15 protein-coding genes are annotated in these 16,213 nt (G+C 65.3%); 8 read left to right on the forward strand and 7 right to left on the reverse strand.

Annotation, left to right across the window (positions count from 1 at the left end; all coding sequences use genetic code 11):
• Positions 1-21: 21 nt before the first annotated feature.
• Together GR328_RS24165 and GR328_RS24170 are read right to left on the reverse strand one after the other, a co-directional pair.
• Positions 22-1,287, reverse strand: coding sequence for an adenylate/guanylate cyclase domain-containing protein (locus GR328_RS24165; protein WP_160888221.1), 1,266 nt, complete (start codon positions 1,285-1,287; stop codon positions 22-24).
• 83 nt (positions 1,288-1,370) lie between these two features.
• Positions 1,371-2,246, reverse strand: coding sequence for a ChbG/HpnK family deacetylase (locus GR328_RS24170; RefSeq protein ID WP_160888222.1), 876 nt, complete (start codon positions 2,244-2,246; stop codon positions 1,371-1,373).
• Between the two features lie 92 nt (positions 2,247-2,338).
• On the opposite strand from GR328_RS24170, the gene GR328_RS24175 reads away from it, so the two are divergent.
• Together GR328_RS24175 and murJ are read left to right on the forward strand one after the other, a co-directional pair.
• On the forward strand, positions 2,339-3,325 hold the full coding sequence (locus tag GR328_RS24175) for a glycosyltransferase (RefSeq protein WP_160888223.1): 987 nt from the start codon (positions 2,339-2,341) through the stop codon (positions 3,323-3,325).
• 3 nt (positions 3,326-3,328) lie between these two features.
• On the forward strand, positions 3,329-4,855 hold the full coding sequence (gene murJ / locus GR328_RS24180; protein WP_160888224.1) for a murein biosynthesis integral membrane protein MurJ: 1,527 nt from the start codon (positions 3,329-3,331) through the stop codon (positions 4,853-4,855).
• On the opposite strand, the gene GR328_RS24185 is transcribed toward murJ, so the two are convergent.
• From GR328_RS24185 to GR328_RS24195, 3 genes are all read right to left on the reverse strand, one after another.
• Positions 4,827-6,011, reverse strand: a complete 1,185-nt coding sequence (locus GR328_RS24185; RefSeq protein ID WP_160888225.1) for an adenylate/guanylate cyclase domain-containing protein — start codon at positions 6,009-6,011, stop codon at positions 4,827-4,829. The two genes, murJ and GR328_RS24185, sit on opposite strands and share 29 nt — an antisense overlap.
• Positions 6,012-6,063: 52 nt before the next feature.
• On the reverse strand, positions 6,064-6,783 hold the full coding sequence (locus GR328_RS24190; protein ID WP_160888226.1) for a DUF1194 domain-containing protein: 720 nt from the start codon (positions 6,781-6,783) through the stop codon (positions 6,064-6,066).
• Between the two features lie 207 nt (positions 6,784-6,990).
• Entirely contained in the window at positions 6,991-7,866 is an 876-nt protein-coding gene (locus GR328_RS24195) for a branched-chain amino acid aminotransferase (protein ID WP_343039476.1), read from the reverse strand.
• A gap of 164 nt (positions 7,867-8,030) precedes the next feature.
• Here GR328_RS24195 and GR328_RS24200 point away from each other — a divergent pair, with 164 nt between their 5' ends.
• Positions 8,031-8,705: a haloacid dehalogenase type II gene (locus GR328_RS24200; protein WP_160888228.1), complete on the forward strand. Its 675-nt coding sequence runs from the start codon at positions 8,031-8,033 to the stop codon at positions 8,703-8,705.
• Between the two features lie 114 nt (positions 8,706-8,819).
• Here GR328_RS24200 and GR328_RS24205 read toward each other — a convergent pair whose 3' ends face one another.
• Positions 8,820-10,202 carry a M20/M25/M40 family metallo-hydrolase gene (locus GR328_RS24205; RefSeq protein WP_160888229.1) on the reverse strand — a complete coding sequence of 461 codons (1,383 nt, stop codon included), beginning with the start codon at positions 10,200-10,202 and terminating at the stop codon, positions 8,820-8,822.
• Positions 10,203-10,453: 251 nt separating this feature from the next.
• Here GR328_RS24205 and GR328_RS28675 point away from each other — a divergent pair, with 251 nt between their 5' ends.
• The gene (locus tag GR328_RS28675) at positions 10,454-10,786 is read left to right on the forward strand and encodes an SMI1/KNR4 family protein (protein WP_425487072.1); all 333 of its coding nucleotides are present in this window, start codon (positions 10,454-10,456) and stop codon (positions 10,784-10,786) included.
• An 18-nt stretch (positions 10,787-10,804) separates the two neighbouring features.
• Here GR328_RS28675 and GR328_RS24215 read toward each other — a convergent pair whose 3' ends face one another.
• Entirely contained in the window at positions 10,805-12,343 is a 1,539-nt protein-coding gene (locus GR328_RS24215) for a helicase HerA-like domain-containing protein (RefSeq protein WP_160888237.1), read from the reverse strand.
• 133 nt (positions 12,344-12,476) lie between these two features.
• Between GR328_RS24215 and GR328_RS24220 the strand changes: the two genes are divergently transcribed.
• The 4 genes from GR328_RS24220 to GR328_RS24235 all read left to right on the forward strand — a co-directional run bounded on the left by GR328_RS24220 (position 12,477) and on the right by GR328_RS24235 (position 15,963).
• Positions 12,477-12,857: a DUF2267 domain-containing protein gene (locus GR328_RS24220; RefSeq protein WP_160888230.1), complete on the forward strand. Its 381-nt coding sequence runs from the start codon at positions 12,477-12,479 to the stop codon at positions 12,855-12,857.
• Positions 12,858-13,115: 258 nt separating this feature from the next.
• Positions 13,116-14,975 (forward strand): methylmalonyl-CoA mutase family protein, encoded by a 1,860-nt coding sequence (locus tag GR328_RS24225; protein ID WP_160888231.1) that lies wholly within the window; start codon positions 13,116-13,118, stop codon positions 14,973-14,975.
• A 50-nt stretch (positions 14,976-15,025) separates the two neighbouring features.
• On the forward strand, positions 15,026-15,406 hold the full coding sequence (locus tag GR328_RS24230; RefSeq protein WP_160888232.1) for a hypothetical protein: 381 nt from the start codon (positions 15,026-15,028) through the stop codon (positions 15,404-15,406).
• Between the two features lie 188 nt (positions 15,407-15,594).
• Positions 15,595-15,963 carry a hypothetical protein gene (locus GR328_RS24235; protein WP_160888233.1) on the forward strand — a complete coding sequence of 123 codons (369 nt, stop codon included), beginning with the start codon at positions 15,595-15,597 and terminating at the stop codon, positions 15,961-15,963.
• The last annotated feature ends 250 nt before the right edge of the window (positions 15,964-16,213 follow it).

A 16,213-nucleotide genomic window follows, 5' to 3' on the forward strand; every position in this document is an offset into this window, starting at 1 on the left:
GAGGCCCGTTTCATTTTGGCCCTACCCGGTGCCGCTGGCGCGCCAGAATTCCGCATTCGGCACGCAGCCTTCCGCATCGGCGCTGAATTCCGGCCGGATGCGGTTGACGAAATACATATCGATGGCGCCGATATGCTTGACGCCCACGGAGCCCCGCGCCTGGGCCTCGAACATGCGCGACACATGATGAAGCGTGCTGGCCGCGATGTTGATGCGCCCCGGCTCGCAAGCCTCCTCGAGTCGCTGCGCGACATTCACCGCATTGCCCCAGATGTCGTAGGTGAAGCGCCGGTGACCGACGATGCCTGCAATGGCGGGGCCCGTGTTGATCCCGATCCGCAGCTCCCAGGGCGTCAGGCGCAGCTTCTCGCGCTGCCGGTTCGCACTCCGGATATAGGCCTGCATCTGCAGGCCGGCCAAGCAGGCATCGATGGGATGCGTGCGATTGGGCGCCGGCAATCCCCCGACGCAGAGATAGGCATCGCCGATGGTCTTGATCGTCTCCAGCCGGTTCTCCGCCGCGATCTCGTCGAAACGACCGAAATTCTGGTCGAGCTGGTCGAGAAGACGGGCAGGGTCCAGGGTTTCGGTGAGGAGAGTGAACTTCCTGAAATCCGCAAAGAGGATTGTGGTCGCCTCATGAAATCGAGGCTCGACCCTTCCGAATCGCTGCAATTCCTCGGCCACAGGTTCCGGCAGGATGTTGCGCAGGAGGCGTTCGGATTGGTCCCGCGCCTCCTCCGCCGAAGCCTTGGCTCGGGCGAGTTCGTTCAACAGGGCATCGCGCTCCAGAAGCTGACGCCGCAGTTCCAGGAGAGCCATGGCCTGCTGCGCCAGACGGCGCACCGCTTCGCGCTGGGACGGGCGCAGCTCCAGCGGCTCGAAGGCTACGACGCAGAGGGTGCCGAGCGCATAGCCTTCGCGGGAAATCAGCGGCATTCCACAGTAGAAACGCAGACGCGGCTCATCGGTGACGACGCCCAGATTCCTGAACCGCTCGTGAGCTGTCAGATCCGGCACATAGATCATGTCGTTCGAGCAGATCGTCGAATTGCAGACCGTGATTTCACGCGGACACTCGGTGAAATCGGTGGGCAGGCCGTACTTGGATTTGAACCATTGCCGCCGCTCATCCATGAGGCTGATGATGGCGACCGGACAGCCGCAGATCTCGGCAGCGAGCTCGGTGATGGCATCGAAGGCGAATTCGGGCGGTGTGTCGAGCACCTGATAAAAGGCAAGCGCCGCGAGCCGATCGGTCTCGTCGACGGAGGATGCCTCTTGCATCGTCCCGCTCCTTAGGCCCCCTCAGTCCCTCGGATAAGCCTGCGTTGCAACGCCCTCCCACTATACCCGTTTTTCGTTGGATTTCAGGAAAATTCGGGCTTTGCTGCTCCGGGCAGGGCGACCCCGGGAACCAGCCTGATCCCCCGTTCCTCCAGGAGTGCGCCGAAGCCGTCGGATTTCAGGTATTCAAGCTCCGCGACGCGGCTTTCCACCGCCGGATCGAGCCCGCGCAGTTCATCGTCCCCATAGCCGGGGTGGCACATGACGAGCGGGACCCGGTCCATCCTCGAAAGCGCGGCCTCGAAAATCCGATGGGCAGGCACGGAGAGATCGAACGGCGCAAAGCCGGAGAAGCCCCTGTTCGTGACGAAGCCCGCCGCATGAGCCTCCCGGGCGAAGCCGCGCGCAAAGGTCCTGACAACGAGCGCCTTCCCCCGTCCGACGGGACGGCGCACGATCGAGATCGTTCTGTCGGCAGGATCGCGCAGCCACACGCGCCCGGCCAAGCCCCTCCCCCGAAGAACCCGGAGCAGAGCCTCCCTCACCCCGGGCAGCACATGCACGTGCTGGTGTCCGTCGACAAAGGACGGCGCTGCGCCCTGAGCCTCCTCGAAGGCATCAAGCTGACGGGCGATCTCGCCCATGATCTCTGCCCCGTCAAGCCCGCCGCGGAAGGCTTTGGCCAGCAATTCCAGGAGCGACGGGAAACGCCCTGCGGGGGCAAGGCCCGCCATGGGCCCCAAGGGCGCCCCGGTCGTGAGGTTGAGATGAAGGCCGATGCCGATCCGCCTTCTCAGCGGCTCCAGATCCGGCGAGGCGCGCCGCCAGCCGGGCATGTTGGTCATCGCCCCCGTGGCCGACAACCGCCCCATCGCGGCCAGTTCCGCGATCCCCCGGCTCACGCCGTCGCTGAGGCCATAATCGTCGGCGCAGAGAATGACGTTGCGCAATGAAGACATGCAGGTCCTGAAATCGGCTTTGCCGCACCCTACCCCTCTTGAGCAAAGCTGCAAACTCGGCTCTTGATGCGCGGTCATAAGGGTTCAAAGCCGTGGCCTCGCCCAAGCTCAGCGTCATCATTCCCGTCCATAACGAAAGCGCCTGTATCGGGCCGCTCTGGAAGCGCCTGTTCCCGGTGCTCGACCGTATCGGCCCGTCCTGGGAAGTGGTGTTCATCGACGACGGCAGCCGGGACGACACCCTGGACGTCATCCGCTCCCTGAGCCGGACCGAGCCCCGAATCGGAGCCATCTCCTTCAGCCGCAACTTCGGCAAGGAGATCGCCATCGCCGCCGGCCTCGACCATGCCAGGGGCAGCGCGGTGGTGATCATGGACGCTGACCTGCAGCACCCGCCGGAGATGATCGAAGCCTTCGTGGAGCGCTGGCAGCAGGGCTACGACATGGTCTATGGCCAGCGCACCGACCGCTCCGACGAGACGAGGGTCAAGCGCGGCTTCGCGCATCTGTTCTACCGCCTCTTCGCCCGCTTCGGCGAGATCGGCCTTCCCGAGGGCGCTGGCGATTTCCGCCTCGTCGACCGCAAGGGAGTCGAGGTGCTGCGCACGATGGGCGAGAAGGCCCGCTTCTCGAAGGGGCTCTATGCCTGGATCGGGTTCAAGAGCACCGGCGTGCCCTTCGCGGTGGAGGAGCGCCGCATCGGCACGACGAAATGGAGCTTCCGCAAGCTCTTCCGTTTCGCATTCGACGGGATCGCGGCCTTCTCCACGGTGCCCCTCCGGATCTGGACCTATCTCGGTTTCCTGATCTCGTTCCTCTCGATTGCAACCGCCCTCTACTTCCTGATCAGGACGCTTCTGTTCGGAACGGATCTCCCCGGCTTCCCCAGCCTGATCATATCGATCATGTTTTTCTCCGGCATCCAGTTGATGTCCCTCGGGATCATCGGCGAATATGTGGGCCGTATCTTCGCGGAGGTGAAACGTCGGCCACTCTATGTGGTCGCCGAGCGGATCGGCGGCGCGGCCGAGGTCTCGAACAGCCTCGTTCCCGAAAGTTATCAGCAACGCCGGGCCTGACCGATGTTCAAGAAGATCCTTTCCGTCGGCGGCTGGACTCTGGTCTCGCGCCTCACGGGGTTCATCCGCGACATGGTGATTGCCGCCGTCATGGGTGTGGGGCCGGTGGCCGACGCGTTCTTCGTGGCCTTCCGCATCCCCAACCACTTCCGCGCCATCTTCGGTGAAGGCGCCTTCAACAACGCCTTTCTCCCCACCTATGCGCAGGTGCTGGAGACCGGAGGCGAGAAGGCCGCAAGATCGTTCGCCAGCCGTATCGTGACGCTGATGCTGATCGTGCAGATCGCGCTTCTGGTGGCGGCCTTCCTTGCCATGCCGGGGGTCGTGCGGGCTCTGGCTCCGGGGTTCTCGGACGATCCGGTCAAGTTCGACCTCGCCGTCTCGCTGACGCGGATCACGTTCCCGTATCTCCTGCTGATCACCATCGTCACCATCTATTCGGCGATCCTGAACGCTCATGACCGCTTCTGGGCCGCCGCGGCCGCGCCCGTCCTCCTGAACGTGGCGATGGTCGTGGCGCTGGCAGTCGTGTTCCTGTTCCCGAACGCGGGCTATGCCGCAGCCTGGGGCGTGACGGTTTCCGGCATCCTGCAGCTCCTGCTGGTGTGGTGGGAGACGAAGCGCGCCCTGGCGTCGCCCGGCATCGAGCGCCCGCGCATGGACCTGCCGATGAAGACCTTCTTCAAGACGCTCGGCCCCGCCGTGATCGGTTCCGCAGGTGTGCAGCTCGCCATCTTCGCGGACACGATCATCGCCTCGTTCCTGCCCACGGGCGCCGTATCCTCCCTCTATTACGCGGACCGGCTCTATCAGCTGCCCCTCGGCGTGATCGGCATCGCGGCCGGAACAGTGCTGCTGCCCGAGATGAGCCGCCGCATCGCCGCCGGGGACGAGGCCAGCGCCCATGCCGCGCAGAACCGCACGATCGGCCTGACGCTCGCCCTGGCCGCGCCCTTCCTGGTGGCGTTCCTGGTGATGCCCGACCTCATCATGTCGGCCCTTTTCCAGCGCGGCGCCTTCGATGCGGAGGCGGCCCGGCGCTCGGGAGCTGTCCTGGCGGCTTACGGCCTGGGCCTTCCGGCCGCCGTGCTCATCCGCTCCGCCGTGTCGAGCTTCTATGCCCGCTCCGACACCGCGACGCCGCTCATCGCATCGCTCACGGCGGTGGGCGTCAACGTTCTCGTGAAGATCCTGCTGACGGAAGCTTACGGCGTGGTGGGCCTCGCCCTGGGCACGGCCATCGGCGTGTGGGTCAACCTCATCCTGCTTTTCATCCTCGCCTACCGGCGCGGATGGACGGCCCCGAACCGCTCCCTCGGCAAGACGAGCCTCGCCGTTGCGGCCGCGGGCGCATTCCTAGCCGTCTTCGCGTGGTTCGCTCCGGCCTCTCTCGAGCGTTGGACCGCCCTCTTGCCCGTCTGGCGAAGCGAGGCCCTGCTGGGGATGCTCGGGATCGCCGGCGCGCTGATCTACGGGGGCGTGCTGCTTGCCGGGATGAAGATCATGGGGATAAGGCTGGCGCGCCGCTGAAGGACAGGGTGAACAGCTCACGCTCCGCCGCAAGGCCCCGCAGCCGGTGACGGCCCAGGGACCGAACGGGAACCGGGCTGACCGACGCCACGCTCTCCGACATGACGATGGAGCAGCCCAGCGGCTGGCACAGGGCCTCCATGCGGCTCGTCTCGTTCACGGCGGGGCCGATCACGGTGAAGTCGAGCCGGCCCGCAGCGCCGATATTGCCGTAGAAGACGTCCCCGCAATGAAGGGCGATGTCGAGATCGAGCGATGTCTCACCGTCACGAAGACGGTTGACGGCAGCATTCCGCTGAAGGGCCGATTGTGTCGCGCGGATGGCGGCTGCGCAGGCCTCCTGACGGGTGCGCTCTGCCGTGATGGGAAAAGCGGCGAGAATGCCGTCGCCCATGAACTTGAGGACCTCGCCACCCTGCTCCGCGACAGGTTCCACCATCGCTTCCAGATGCCGGTCGAGCCGGGCGATCAGATCCATGCCCGCTGTATCGGCCAGGGCCGTGAAGCCCCTCAGGTCGGCGAAGAACAAGGCTGCCGTGAGGGTCGTTCCGGAACCGCGCCTGATTTCGCCGCTGAGCACCCGGCGCCCGGCTGAGAGGCCGACATATGTATCGAGCATGTCGACGGCCAGGTTGAGCAGAGTGATGCGATAAGCAGCCAATCCCAACAGCGGCAGAACGGCATCGATGCGGGCAACGTCAGCCGGCAGGAAACCGCCCGCGCGGTCACTGGAGAATGAGACGGCAATGCCTCGAAGATCGGGTGCCGTCTCATTCTCGAAACTGATCAGGCGCGCTAGGTAATCCGTACCGCCCTCGCGCCTCACATCGCCGAAGGCCTCGAAGGGCTGCGGATCGGCGTCGTCGAGGCGCCAATGCGCTTCGGTCAGCCCGGACCGCAGCATGGCCCCGAAAGGACTCGCCTCGAAAGCACCGTCGTTGCGCTCATGCGCCACGCCTTGGACGAGGATGCCATCCCTGCGGGTCCAGACATGATTGTAGACGCGAAAGGCCGGATTGACCGTCGGCAGGGCGATATAGGCCCGGAGCAGGGGAATACCCTCTCCGTGCAGTCTTTCGGCGCAACCCGACAGGAGTGCGCCGACGGTGGAGCCTTTGAAGCCCTGTTCGATGATCCAGCTTTCGAGATTCGCCATGAACGCAGCCTAGCATCTCTGACGAGATGCCTCTCCTGCCGTTGCGTGGGTTTCAGCGGCTCGCGTGGCGTGTCACGCCGCCGCTCCCTGCGATCTCCGTCAGCAGCTTGCGCCTCGCCGCCACGGCGAAGGGCCGCGTCTCGTCCGCGATCTCCACGAAGGCCCCCGGCCCGCCAATGACGTTCTGGGCATAGTAATCCTCCAGCGGCATGCCGCCGGGCCCGCCGGGGCGTCCGCTGCCCGGGCGGCGGATAGCGAGGGCGTTGATGGTGAACCCCCTGGCGAGCGCATCGGCGCGGGCCTGATCCAGCGGCCTGCCGTTCATGTTCGGCCCGTCGCCCGAAACGTCGATCACCTTCCGCGTGCCCTCGTGAGCGTTTTCCTCCACGAGGCGCACGGAGAAGTCGATGGCGTTGGAGATGGAATTGTAGCCGGTGGCTCCGCGCGGCGCGCTCATGAGCTTGTCGGCAAAGACCCTGGCGCCCGCCTCGTCGCGGATCACGTGCCAGTCCACGATCAGCACCTGGGAACTCGGCCCGCCCCATTCCATGAAGGCCACCGCGATCGCGCCCGCGGGGCCGTCCTTGATGCCCGCCAGCACGTCCGGGCTCATGAGGGCATCGGCCCAGCCTTTCCGCTGGAGGCGCAGCTCCTCATTGTCGATGGAGCCCGAGCCGTCGGCGGCGAAGACGAGTTCGAGATCGACAGACTCCGCGAAGGCCGGTGCGGTCAGCAGGCCAAGGGCGAAAAGGCTGGTCGGGACGAGGCGCATCGAAAGCTCCAGCTAAGTCACGATGCCGGATCCATTTAGGGCAACAGAAAACCGGGGCCTCTCGACCACGGTTCACAAGTCCTTGAATGGGCGGGACGGCTCTCCCCTATAAAGACCTTCCCTCGGCATCACCGGCCTTGTGCCGGTGATGACGCTTCGATCAAGCGCCGCGCCCTTCCCGTCGGGATGGCCTGCGGAGGGCGGGTATCAAGCCGCTTGGCTCACGCCTTTGGAATGGGCGTAGGCCCAGTAGAGCTCGCGGGCTTGGCGGTAGAACGGGCCGGGCTGGAGCTCCCGGCTGTCGATGCGCAGCACCGGCATCACCTTCGAGTAGTTGCCCGAGATGAAGATCTCGTCGGCAGTCGCGAAGTCCTCGTAACGGAGCGTGCCCTCGACGACCGTCGCACCGTCGTCCCGCAGGAGCTGAATCACGCGCTGGCGGGTGATGCCGTTGAGGAATGTGCCGTTCGGGTAAGGCGTGTAGACCACGCCGTCCTTGGCCATGAACACGTTGGACGTGCCGGTCTCGGCCACGTTGCCGAGCGCGTCGAGGACCAGGGCGTTGTCGAAGCCCTTCTCCTTCGCCTCACGGATCACGCGGGCGTTGTTCGGATAGAGGGCGCCCGCCTTGGAATCGGTGGGCATGGCTTCCAGGGTCGGGCGGCGGAAGCTCGACTTCATGACCGACATGCCGCCCGGAACCGGCATGGGCGCCTCGAAGAGGGAGAGGCAGAACTGGGTCGATTCCGGATCCGGCGCGATGGTGGCCAAGCCCTCAGCCTCGCCCCAATACATGGGCTTCACGTAGAGCGCCGTGCCGGGGGCGAATTTCTTCACGCCCTCGCGCACCAGCTCGACGATGGCTTGCGGATCCATGGTGGGCTTCAGGCCGATGGTGGTGGCCGAGCGGTTCACGCGGGCGCAGTGCAGGTCGATATCGGGCATGACGCCCTCGAACACGCGCGCTCCGTCGAAGACCGAGGAGCCGAGCCAGGATACATGGGAGCGGGGTCCGATCAGGGGCGGGTTACCCTCGTGCCATGCGCCATTGAACCAGTTCCACGTCTGTGAATACCAAGCCACTTGTCTCGTCCTTTGGGTCAGAATGCCTGCCGCATCGAATCCTTTTGCGTCAGTCTCGTCAATCGCCTGGAGAACTTGGACAAGATAAAGTCTTGTGATGAGATGCATGAGAGAGGATGATCATTTCCGATCAGCCGCTCTTCCTCCAATCAGGGACCGTGAGCATGTCGCCTCCTCTTTTTCCGGCGGATACGAAAGCCGTCGTCTTCGACGCTTACGGGACTTTGTTCGATGTGCATTCCGCCGTCGCGCGCCATACGTCGCAGGTGGGCCCGGAGGCGGCTCGCCTGTCGGAGATCTGGCGCGCCAAGCAGCTCGAATATTCCTGGGTGCTCTCCCTGGCGGGGCGCTATCGTCCCTTCTGGTCGCTGACCGAGCTGGCGCTCGATTACGCCTTCGCTCGCTGTCCCAGCGCGGATTACTCCGTTCGTCCGCTCCTGCTCGATGCCTATCGCAGCCTCGATGCCTATCCAGAGGTGCGGGCGGCGCTCCAGGGCCTTCGGGCCAAGGGCCTGCGCACGGCCATTCTGTCGAACGGCGATCCCGCCATGCTCAGCGCGGCCGTGAACTCGGCGGATCTTGCGGGCAGCTTCGACGCAGTTCTCTCGGTCGAGGCCGCCAAGATCTTCAAGACCAGTCCGGACGCCTATCAGCTGGCGATCGAGGAGCTGTCCCTCAACGAGGACGAGATCGTCTTCGTGTCCTCTAACCGCTGGGATGTCGCGGGAGCGGCAGCGTTCGGCTTCACGGCCATCTGGGTGAACCGGCTCGGCCTTCCGGACGAGTACGGTGACCTTGCGCCCCGTGCAGTCATCGACACGCTCGAAGGGCTCCTCTAAGGACCGTCGTGGCCAGGCTCGTCCTGGCCATCCCGACGGGACATGCGCGGCGCTTGATTGAAGCGTCATCACCGGCACAAGGCCGGTGATGCCGAGGGAAAGTATGGAAGGCCGCTACTTCGCCAGCGCCGCAAGGATGCGCGCCCAGGATCGCGTGCCCTTGTGGAAGCTCTGGAAATCGTATTTCTCGTTCGGCGAATGGATGCGGTCGTCGTCGAGACCGAAGCCCACGAAGAGCGTGTCGAGGCCGAGCGTGCGCTTGAAGTCGCCGCCGACCGGGATCGATCCGCCCATGCCGATGACGATGGGCTCCTTCTTCCACTCATCGTGGAGTGCGGCCTTCGCCACGGTGAGGGCCGGGAAGTCGTGCGGCAGGGCAAGCGCCCGCGAGCCCTTGTGCTTGATGAACTCCACCGAGCAGTCCGCAGGAATGCGCTCGCGAACGAAGGCCTGGAAGCTCTCCGAGATCTTCGCGGGATCCTGATCGCCGACGAGACGGAAGGAGATCTTGCAGCTCGCCTGCGCGGCGATGACCGTCTTGGTTCCCTCGCCCGTGTAGCCGCCGATGATCCCGTTCACGTCGCAGGTGGGACGCGACTGGATCTGCTCGATGAGCATGCGCCCCTTCTCGCCGGCGGAGTGCTTCAGGCCGACCTGGCCGAGGAAATCCTCCTCCGTGAGGTTCAGGCTCCTCCACTGCTCCAGAACCTGCGTCGGCGTTTCGGGCACGCCGTCGTAGAAGCCCGGGATCGTGATGCGGCCGTCCGCATCGTGGATGTCGGCGATGATCTTGGCGAGCACATGGATCGGATTGCGGGCCGCGCCGCCGAACTGGCCGGAGTGCAGATCGCGATCTGCGCAGCGCACGATCACCTCCTCGTAAACCATGCCGCGCAGGGAGGAGGTGACGGCGGGCGTATCCTTGTCCCACATCCCCGTGTCGCAGACGAGCGCCACGTCGGCCTTCAGCTCGTCCCTGTTGGCCTCGATGAACTCGGGCAGAAACTTGGACCCGTCCTCCTCCGCGCCCTCGATGAGGAAGGTGATGTTAATCGGAAGCGACCCGGTCACCGCCTTCCAGGCGCGGCAGGCCTCCACGAAGGTCATGACCTGGCCCTTGTCGTCCGCCGAGCCGCGGGCGCTGATGGCCTTGCGGCCGTCGGGCAGGGTGATGATGCGCGGCTCGAAGGGAGGCGTCTCCCACAGCTCCAGCGGATCGACCGGCTGCACGTCGTAGTGGCCGTAGAAGAGCACGTGCGGCTTCGCCTCGCCCTTGGCATGGCCGACCACCGCCGGGTGCCCGCCCGTCTCGCGAAGGGATGCCTCGATGCCGATCGCCTTCAGCTCGTCCACGAGCCATTGGCCGGCGATGCGGCAATGGTCCTTGTAGGCGGGATCGGTGGAGATCGAAGGCACCTTCAACCATTGGAACAGGCGCTCCAGGGAATCATCGAGATCGGCGTCGATCCGGCGGAGAACTTGGTCGAGCTGGGACATGGTGTTTCTTCTGGTTGGCGAATCTGTCGTGCGGAGGTTGCATCCGCTGGGCGGTCCAGGGCAAGGGTTGCGTGTATTTGTTATGCTGTTGCCCTATGATATTGGAAAGCGAGCCTCAATCTTTGCACCCGGAACGCGATGAGTTATGCCGATTTTGCAGCAGCGTGCACCGAGATCGACGAATCGGGCGAAGGGGATTTCGCCGGCCCTCGGAGTGAAGAATTGGTCGTCCTCGCCGAAGACCGCCTCGGATACCGGTTTCCCCTAGCTACCGTGATTTCCTCCTGCGCTATGGATGCGGTGATATTCGCGGCCAGGAATTCTATGGCATCACTCACGGTGATTTCGACAACTCCGGCATCCCGAATGGGATATGGGTCACGCTCAAGGAGCGGCAGGAAGGGAATTTGCCCCGCCATCTCCTCGTCGTTCATGCGCTCGGTGAAGGTTCGCTGAGCTGCATAGACTTCTCACGGCAGCGCGCTGATGGGGAATGCCCGGTCGTGGTATGGGAGCTGACATGCCAAGCAACGACTTGCTTGAGATCGAAGCAGAGGATTTCGGTCAGTTCCTCCTCAAGGTAATGGACGCGTAGCAGGGCGTTAACGCCGTAGCAGCCCGCCCAGCGTCCCCCGCACGATGGCGCGGCCGATGGAGCTGCCGTGGCGGCCGCCGATGGACTTGCCGATCTCGGCGGCGAGGCTGCCGACCGTCCGGTTGACGATGGTGCGGGTGACCTCGCGGGTGACGCGCTGTCCGACGGTCATGGATCCCTTGCGTCGGTTGTTCGTGCCGAACAGATCCCCCAGCCTGTCGAGGATCCCGCCCCCGCCCTCCGCGGCCTTGGCGTCGGCGGCGGCCTGCTCGGCGCGCTTCGCCAGCATTTCGTAAGCGGATTCCATGTCCACCGGCTTGTCGTACTTGGCGCCGAGCGGGCTCGCGGCGACGATCCGCTGGCGCTCGCTGGGTTCGATGGGTCCGACCTGCCCCATGGGCGGCGCGATCAGCGTGCGCTCGACCATGGAAGGCGCGCCTTTGCCTTCCAGCGTCGAGATCAGCGCCTCGCCGACGCCGAGTTCGGTGATCGCCTTCTGGGTGTCGAAGGCGGGGTTCTGGCGGAAGGTCTGCGCCGCGGCGCGCACCGCCTTCTGCTCCCGGGGCGTATAGGCGCGCAGGGCGTGCTGGACGCGGTTGCCGAGCTGCGCGAGCACGCTCTCGGGGATGTCCATCGGGTTCTGCGTGACGAAATAGACGCCGACGCCCTTCGATCGGATGAGACGCACGACCCGCTCCACGGTTTCCACGAGCGCCTTCGGCGCATCGTTGAACAGGAGATGCGCCTCGTCGAAGAAGAACACGAGCTTGGGCTGTTCGAGATCGCCCACTTCAGGCAGCTCCTCGAACAGTTCCGACATGAGCCACAAAAGGAAGGTGGCGTAGAGGCGCGGATTGTTCATGAGCTTGTCCGCAGCCAGGATGTTCACGACGCCGCGCCCGTCGCGGTCGGTTCGCATCAGATCCCTGATGTCGAGCGCAGGCTCCCCGAGAAACTCGTCGCCGTTCTGGTTCTCCAGCACCAGCAACTGACGCTGGATCGTGCCGATGGTCGCCTTCGACACGTTGCCGTAAGTGGTGGTGAGCTCGCTCGCACTGTCGGAGATGAGCTGAAGGAGCGAGCGCAGATCCTTCAGGTCGAGAAGCAGCAGCCCCTGCTCGTCCGCGATGCGGAAGGCGATGTTGAGAACGCCCTCCTGGGTGTCGTTGAGGTCGAGCAGACGCGCAAGGAGCAGCGGCCCCATCTCGGAGATGGTCGCCCGGACGCGATGCCCCTGCTCGCCGAAAATATCCCAGAGCACGACCGGGAACTTGTCCGGCCTGTACTCGATGCCGATCTCCTGCGCCCGCTTGACCAGGGCCTCCTTGCCGTTTCCCGGAGCCGCGATGCCGGAGAGATCGCCCTTGATATCGGCGGCGAAGACCGGGACGCCCGCATTGGAGAAGCCTTCCGCCAGAACCTGCAACGAAACGGTCTTGCCCGTCCCCGTCGCTCCCGTAACGAGGCCGTGGCGGTTCGCGAGCCTCAAGTCGAGATATTCCGGCTTGGTGCTTCTGCCGATGAAGATCTTGCCGTCCTCGAGCATCATTTCCTCTCCGATTCCCTCCAAGGATCTTAGAAGCCCTGTCGCCAGTTTCCACTCCAGGAATAAGCGGTTGGGATTTCCCTATAGACAGTTTACAACTGAACAATCCATTCGCAGCAGCAGGAGAATCAACATGGACGAGCTCATCGCCCGCGTGACGCAGAAGACCGGCCTCGATCAGGACACCGCCCGCAAGGCCATCGGCCTGATCCTCGGCTATCTGCAGAAGGAAGGCCCCCAGAACGAGGTGAACCAGCTGATCGCTGCGTTGCCCGGCGCCCAGGATGCCATCGAGCAGGCCAAGACCGGCGCCGGCGGCGGCATGATGGGCATGATCGGCTCCATGGGCGGCGGCGTGATGGCCCTCGGCGGCCAACTCATGGGCATCGGCGTCTCCATGGGCCAGATGCAGCCCCTCGGCAAGGAGCTCTTCGCCTATGGCCGCGAGAAAGCCGGCGAGGACACGATGGGCGCCATCATGGGCTCCATCCCCGGCCTGTCGCAGTTCGTCTGAACCCCGTTCTTTCCGCCGTGGCCGTCCCCGGACTTGCCCCGGGGATCTGCCCGGCCATCCCGATGAAGACTAACACCGCGCCTTGAGCACTCGGGTCACCGGCCCGCGGCCGGGAATGACGTGGGAGGAATTCGGAAGCCGCATCCTCCGTCCGGACGCCTTCACGATCCTCCCTCGTCCTTTGGGGCATTCCCACATCCCCTCCGACCCACTATCTTCCCGCGCAACTCACGCTGCCTCCTCCGGACGAGGATTCCCATGGACGATCTGTCTCTTGCCGCCGATTTTCCTCAAGCCACCCGCGAGCAATGGCTCGAACGGGTCGAGGGCGTGCTGAAGGGAGCCGATTTCGCCAGGAAGCTCATCGGCCGCACCCGTGACGGCATCGAAATCCAGCCGCTCTATCCGAAGGCGGAAGGAGTTGTCCAAGTCGAGCGCGAGCAGCCGGGACGCTGGCGGGTCTCGCAGCGGATGGACCATCCCGACCCGGCCCAGGCGAACGAACTGGCTCTTCTTGACCTCGAAGGCGGCGCGGACGCGCTCACCCTCGTCTCGCGCAAGGCCCCGGCGGCGCGCGGCTTCGGCGTCAGGACCGATACGGCCGAGGAACTCGACCGGGTGCTGTCCGGCATCAGGCTCGACCTCGTCCATCTGCGCCTCGATGCGGGCGGCAGGGGCCGGGTCGCCGCCGAGCGCGTCGTCGAGCTCGCCGAGAAGCGCGGACACGAGCTCTCCGACCTTTCCCTTGATCTGGGCATGGATCCCATCGGCAGCCTCGCCGCTCTGGGGCACCTTTCCGTGGGCTGGGGCGAAGCCTCTGCCCGGATGGGCGCGATGCTTGCGCGCCTCCACGAGAAGGGATTTTCCGGCCGCGCCTTCCTGGCCGATGGGCGCGCCTACCACGAGGCGGGCGCCAGCGAGGCGCAGGAGCTGGCCGCGGTGCTGGCCACCGGCGTGGCTTATCTGCGCGCCCTCGAGGCGCAGGGTCACTCCCTTGAGGCCGGGCGGGACAGATTATCCTTCCTGCTGGTGGCCGATGCGGACGAGTTCCTGACCATCGCCAAGTTCCGCGCCCTGCGCCGCCTCTGGGCTCGGGTCGAACGGGCCTGCGGCCTCGAGCCGAGAGCCATTCGCCTCCATGCCGAAACCGCGTGGCGCATGACCACCAAACGCGACCCTTGGGTGAACATGCTGCGCGCCACGGTGGCCGCTTTCTCGGCCGGGGTCGGCGGGGCGGACGCCATAACGGTGCTGCCCTTCACGGCCGCGCTGGGGCTTCCTGACGCCTTCGCGCGCCGCGTGGCGCGCAACACGCAGCTGATCCTGCTGGAGGAAGCCAATCTCTGGCGGGTGGCCGATCCGGCCGCGGGCGCTGGCGGGTTCGAGGCGCTGACCGACGCGCTGTGCGAGAGGGCCTGGAGCCGGTTCCAGGAGATCGAGCGCGAGGGCGGCATCATCGAGAGTCTGAAACAGGCCGCCCTTCAGAACCGCATCGCCGCCGTGCGTGCCGAGAGGGAGAAGGCCATCGCCACCCGCAAGGAGCCGATCACCGGCACGAGCGAGTTCCCGAACATCCGCGAGGCGGACGTCGCAGTGCTGCTGCCGGCTGCGGCCGCGGCGGTGGAGGAGCCTGGCCCCGCCGCCGTGACTGTCACGCCCCTGCCCTCTCTCCGCACAGCCGAGCCTTTCGAGCGCCTGCGCGATCTATCGGATGCCTGTCTCGCACGGACAGGCACACGCCCGAGGGTGTTTCTGGCCAATCTCGGTCCCGTCTCGGCCTTCACCGCCCGGGCGACCTTCGCCAAGAACTTCTTTGAAGCAGCCGGAATAGAAGCCATGACGAACGAGGGCTTCTCTGACGCCGAGAAGCTTAAGATGGCCTTCGTTGAAAGCAAAGCCAAGCTTTCGTGCATCTGCTCGTCAGACGAAATTTACGAAACTCATGCGATTGAAACCGCAAAGACCTTGCGTGATGCGGGATCCGCACCCATCTACCTGGCAGGGCGCCCGGGAGAACGCGAAGAACAGCTGACCGGCGCCGGCATCACCACTTTCATCTATGCTGGGTGCGATACCCTCAAGGTTCTGAGCGAAGCCCTGGAAGAGGCTTGCTCCTGAATCGTTGAGCCGTCCTCCCGGCCCTTGAGAACCGGGAGGATCACGGTTTCATGATGTTTACGAAGCAAACGGCCGCGGCCCTGGGCCTCGGCCTGACGATGATCGGCGGCGCCCTCGCCGCCCCCGGCGCCAAGCACGACGGGATCTGGAGCGTCCGGCTGGCGACGGATTCCGGCACCTGCGACAGCGGCGACAGCTATTCGATTGCCGTCGAGAACGGCAGCGTTCGCTACATCCCCGGTCCCGGATCCCCTCCGGCAATCGTGTCGGGGCGGATCGGGCCGGACGGAACGGTCGATCTGGACATTCGCCGCAGCATCGCCAAGGCCGATGCGAGCGGGCGCTTGAATGGCAAGTCGGGCTCAGGAACCTGGCAACTCGCCATGCTGGGCTGCTCGGGCCGCTGGACGGCCCAGAAGCGAGCGGCTTGAAGCCTTCGTTCTCGAGGCCCCCACGTCATCACCGGCCCTGTGCCGGTGAGCCCGACCCGTCGAGCACCGCGTCTTTCCGATCGGGATGGCCCCGGCGAGCCCGGCCATGACGGTGCCGTTTCGCATCAGGAACCCCTCCCCAGGCCCCACGTTATTCCACCCTATCCCTTGAGGGCATGGAGTTCTTGATGCGTATGATGACCTGGCTCGGCGCGGTGACGACAGCGACCTTCCTCCTCGCGCCCGAAGCCCAATCCCAAACGAATAAGTTCGACGGCAGATGGAGCGTGGAAGTCGTGACCGAGCAGGGGGCCTGCGACCGGGCCTACCGTTATGCCGTGATCGTGGAGAACGGACGTGCGCGTTATGGCGGGCCGGAGCAGTTCGACGTGAACGGTCAGGTACGGGCGAACGGCGCCGTCGCCGCCAGCATCTCGCGTGGCCAGGACCGCGCCAATGTGACCGGGAAGCTCGAAGGCAAGTGGGGCCGCGGCACTTGGCGCACCTCGGGGGGCCGGGTCTGCTCCGGCTACTGGACCGCAGAAAGGCGCAGCTGAGCACTAAGACCATGCGCGGATAGCCTCATGGATTCGGATGCCCTAGAATGGGCACGAGCCAATTCCTCTCATTCCATGAGGCATCCGTTTCAAGGCCATGACACGCATTCCGGATTTCTCGAACCTCGGCTGGACCAGCGCCCCCGAAGCCTCGCCCGCAGCTCAGCCCCGGGCAGAGCCCTGGCTGACGCCGGAGGGCATTGCGGTGAAGGCGGCCTACGGCCCGGAGGATCGCGCCGGGATCGACTTT

It is taken from the genome of Microvirga makkahensis (assembly GCF_009830105.1).
GTDB lineage: Bacteria > Pseudomonadota > Alphaproteobacteria > Rhizobiales > Beijerinckiaceae > Microvirga > Microvirga makkahensis.

Coding starts and splice junctions, on each gene's coding strand:
- GR328_RS24215 (WP_160888237.1), bottom strand. CDS start 12,343: ATGCTCGAGGACGGCAAGATCTTCATCGGCAGAAGCACCAAGCCGGAA.
- GR328_RS24185 (WP_160888225.1), bottom strand. CDS start 6,011: ATGGCGAATCTCGAAAGCTGGATCATCGAACAGGGCTTCAAAGGCTCC.
- GR328_RS24205 (WP_160888229.1), bottom strand. CDS start 10,202: ATGTCCCAGCTCGACCAAGTTCTCCGCCGGATCGACGCCGATCTCGAT.
- GR328_RS24165 (WP_160888221.1), bottom strand. CDS start 1,287: ATGCAAGAGGCATCCTCCGTCGACGAGACCGATCGGCTCGCGGCGCTT.
- GR328_RS24190 (WP_160888226.1), bottom strand. CDS start 6,783: ATGCGCCTCGTCCCGACCAGCCTTTTCGCCCTTGGCCTGCTGACCGCA.
- GR328_RS24200 (WP_160888228.1), top strand. CDS start 8,031: ATGTCGCCTCCTCTTTTTCCGGCGGATACGAAAGCCGTCGTCTTCGAC.
- GR328_RS24170 (WP_160888222.1), bottom strand. CDS start 2,246: ATGTCTTCATTGCGCAACGTCATTCTCTGCGCCGACGATTATGGCCTC.
- GR328_RS24220 (WP_160888230.1), top strand. CDS start 12,477: ATGGACGAGCTCATCGCCCGCGTGACGCAGAAGACCGGCCTCGATCAG.
- GR328_RS24225 (WP_160888231.1), top strand. CDS start 13,116: ATGGACGATCTGTCTCTTGCCGCCGATTTTCCTCAAGCCACCCGCGAG.
- GR328_RS24230 (WP_160888232.1), top strand. CDS start 15,026: ATGATGTTTACGAAGCAAACGGCCGCGGCCCTGGGCCTCGGCCTGACG.
- murJ (WP_160888224.1), top strand. CDS start 3,329: ATGTTCAAGAAGATCCTTTCCGTCGGCGGCTGGACTCTGGTCTCGCGC.
- GR328_RS24235 (WP_160888233.1), top strand. CDS start 15,595: ATGCGTATGATGACCTGGCTCGGCGCGGTGACGACAGCGACCTTCCTC.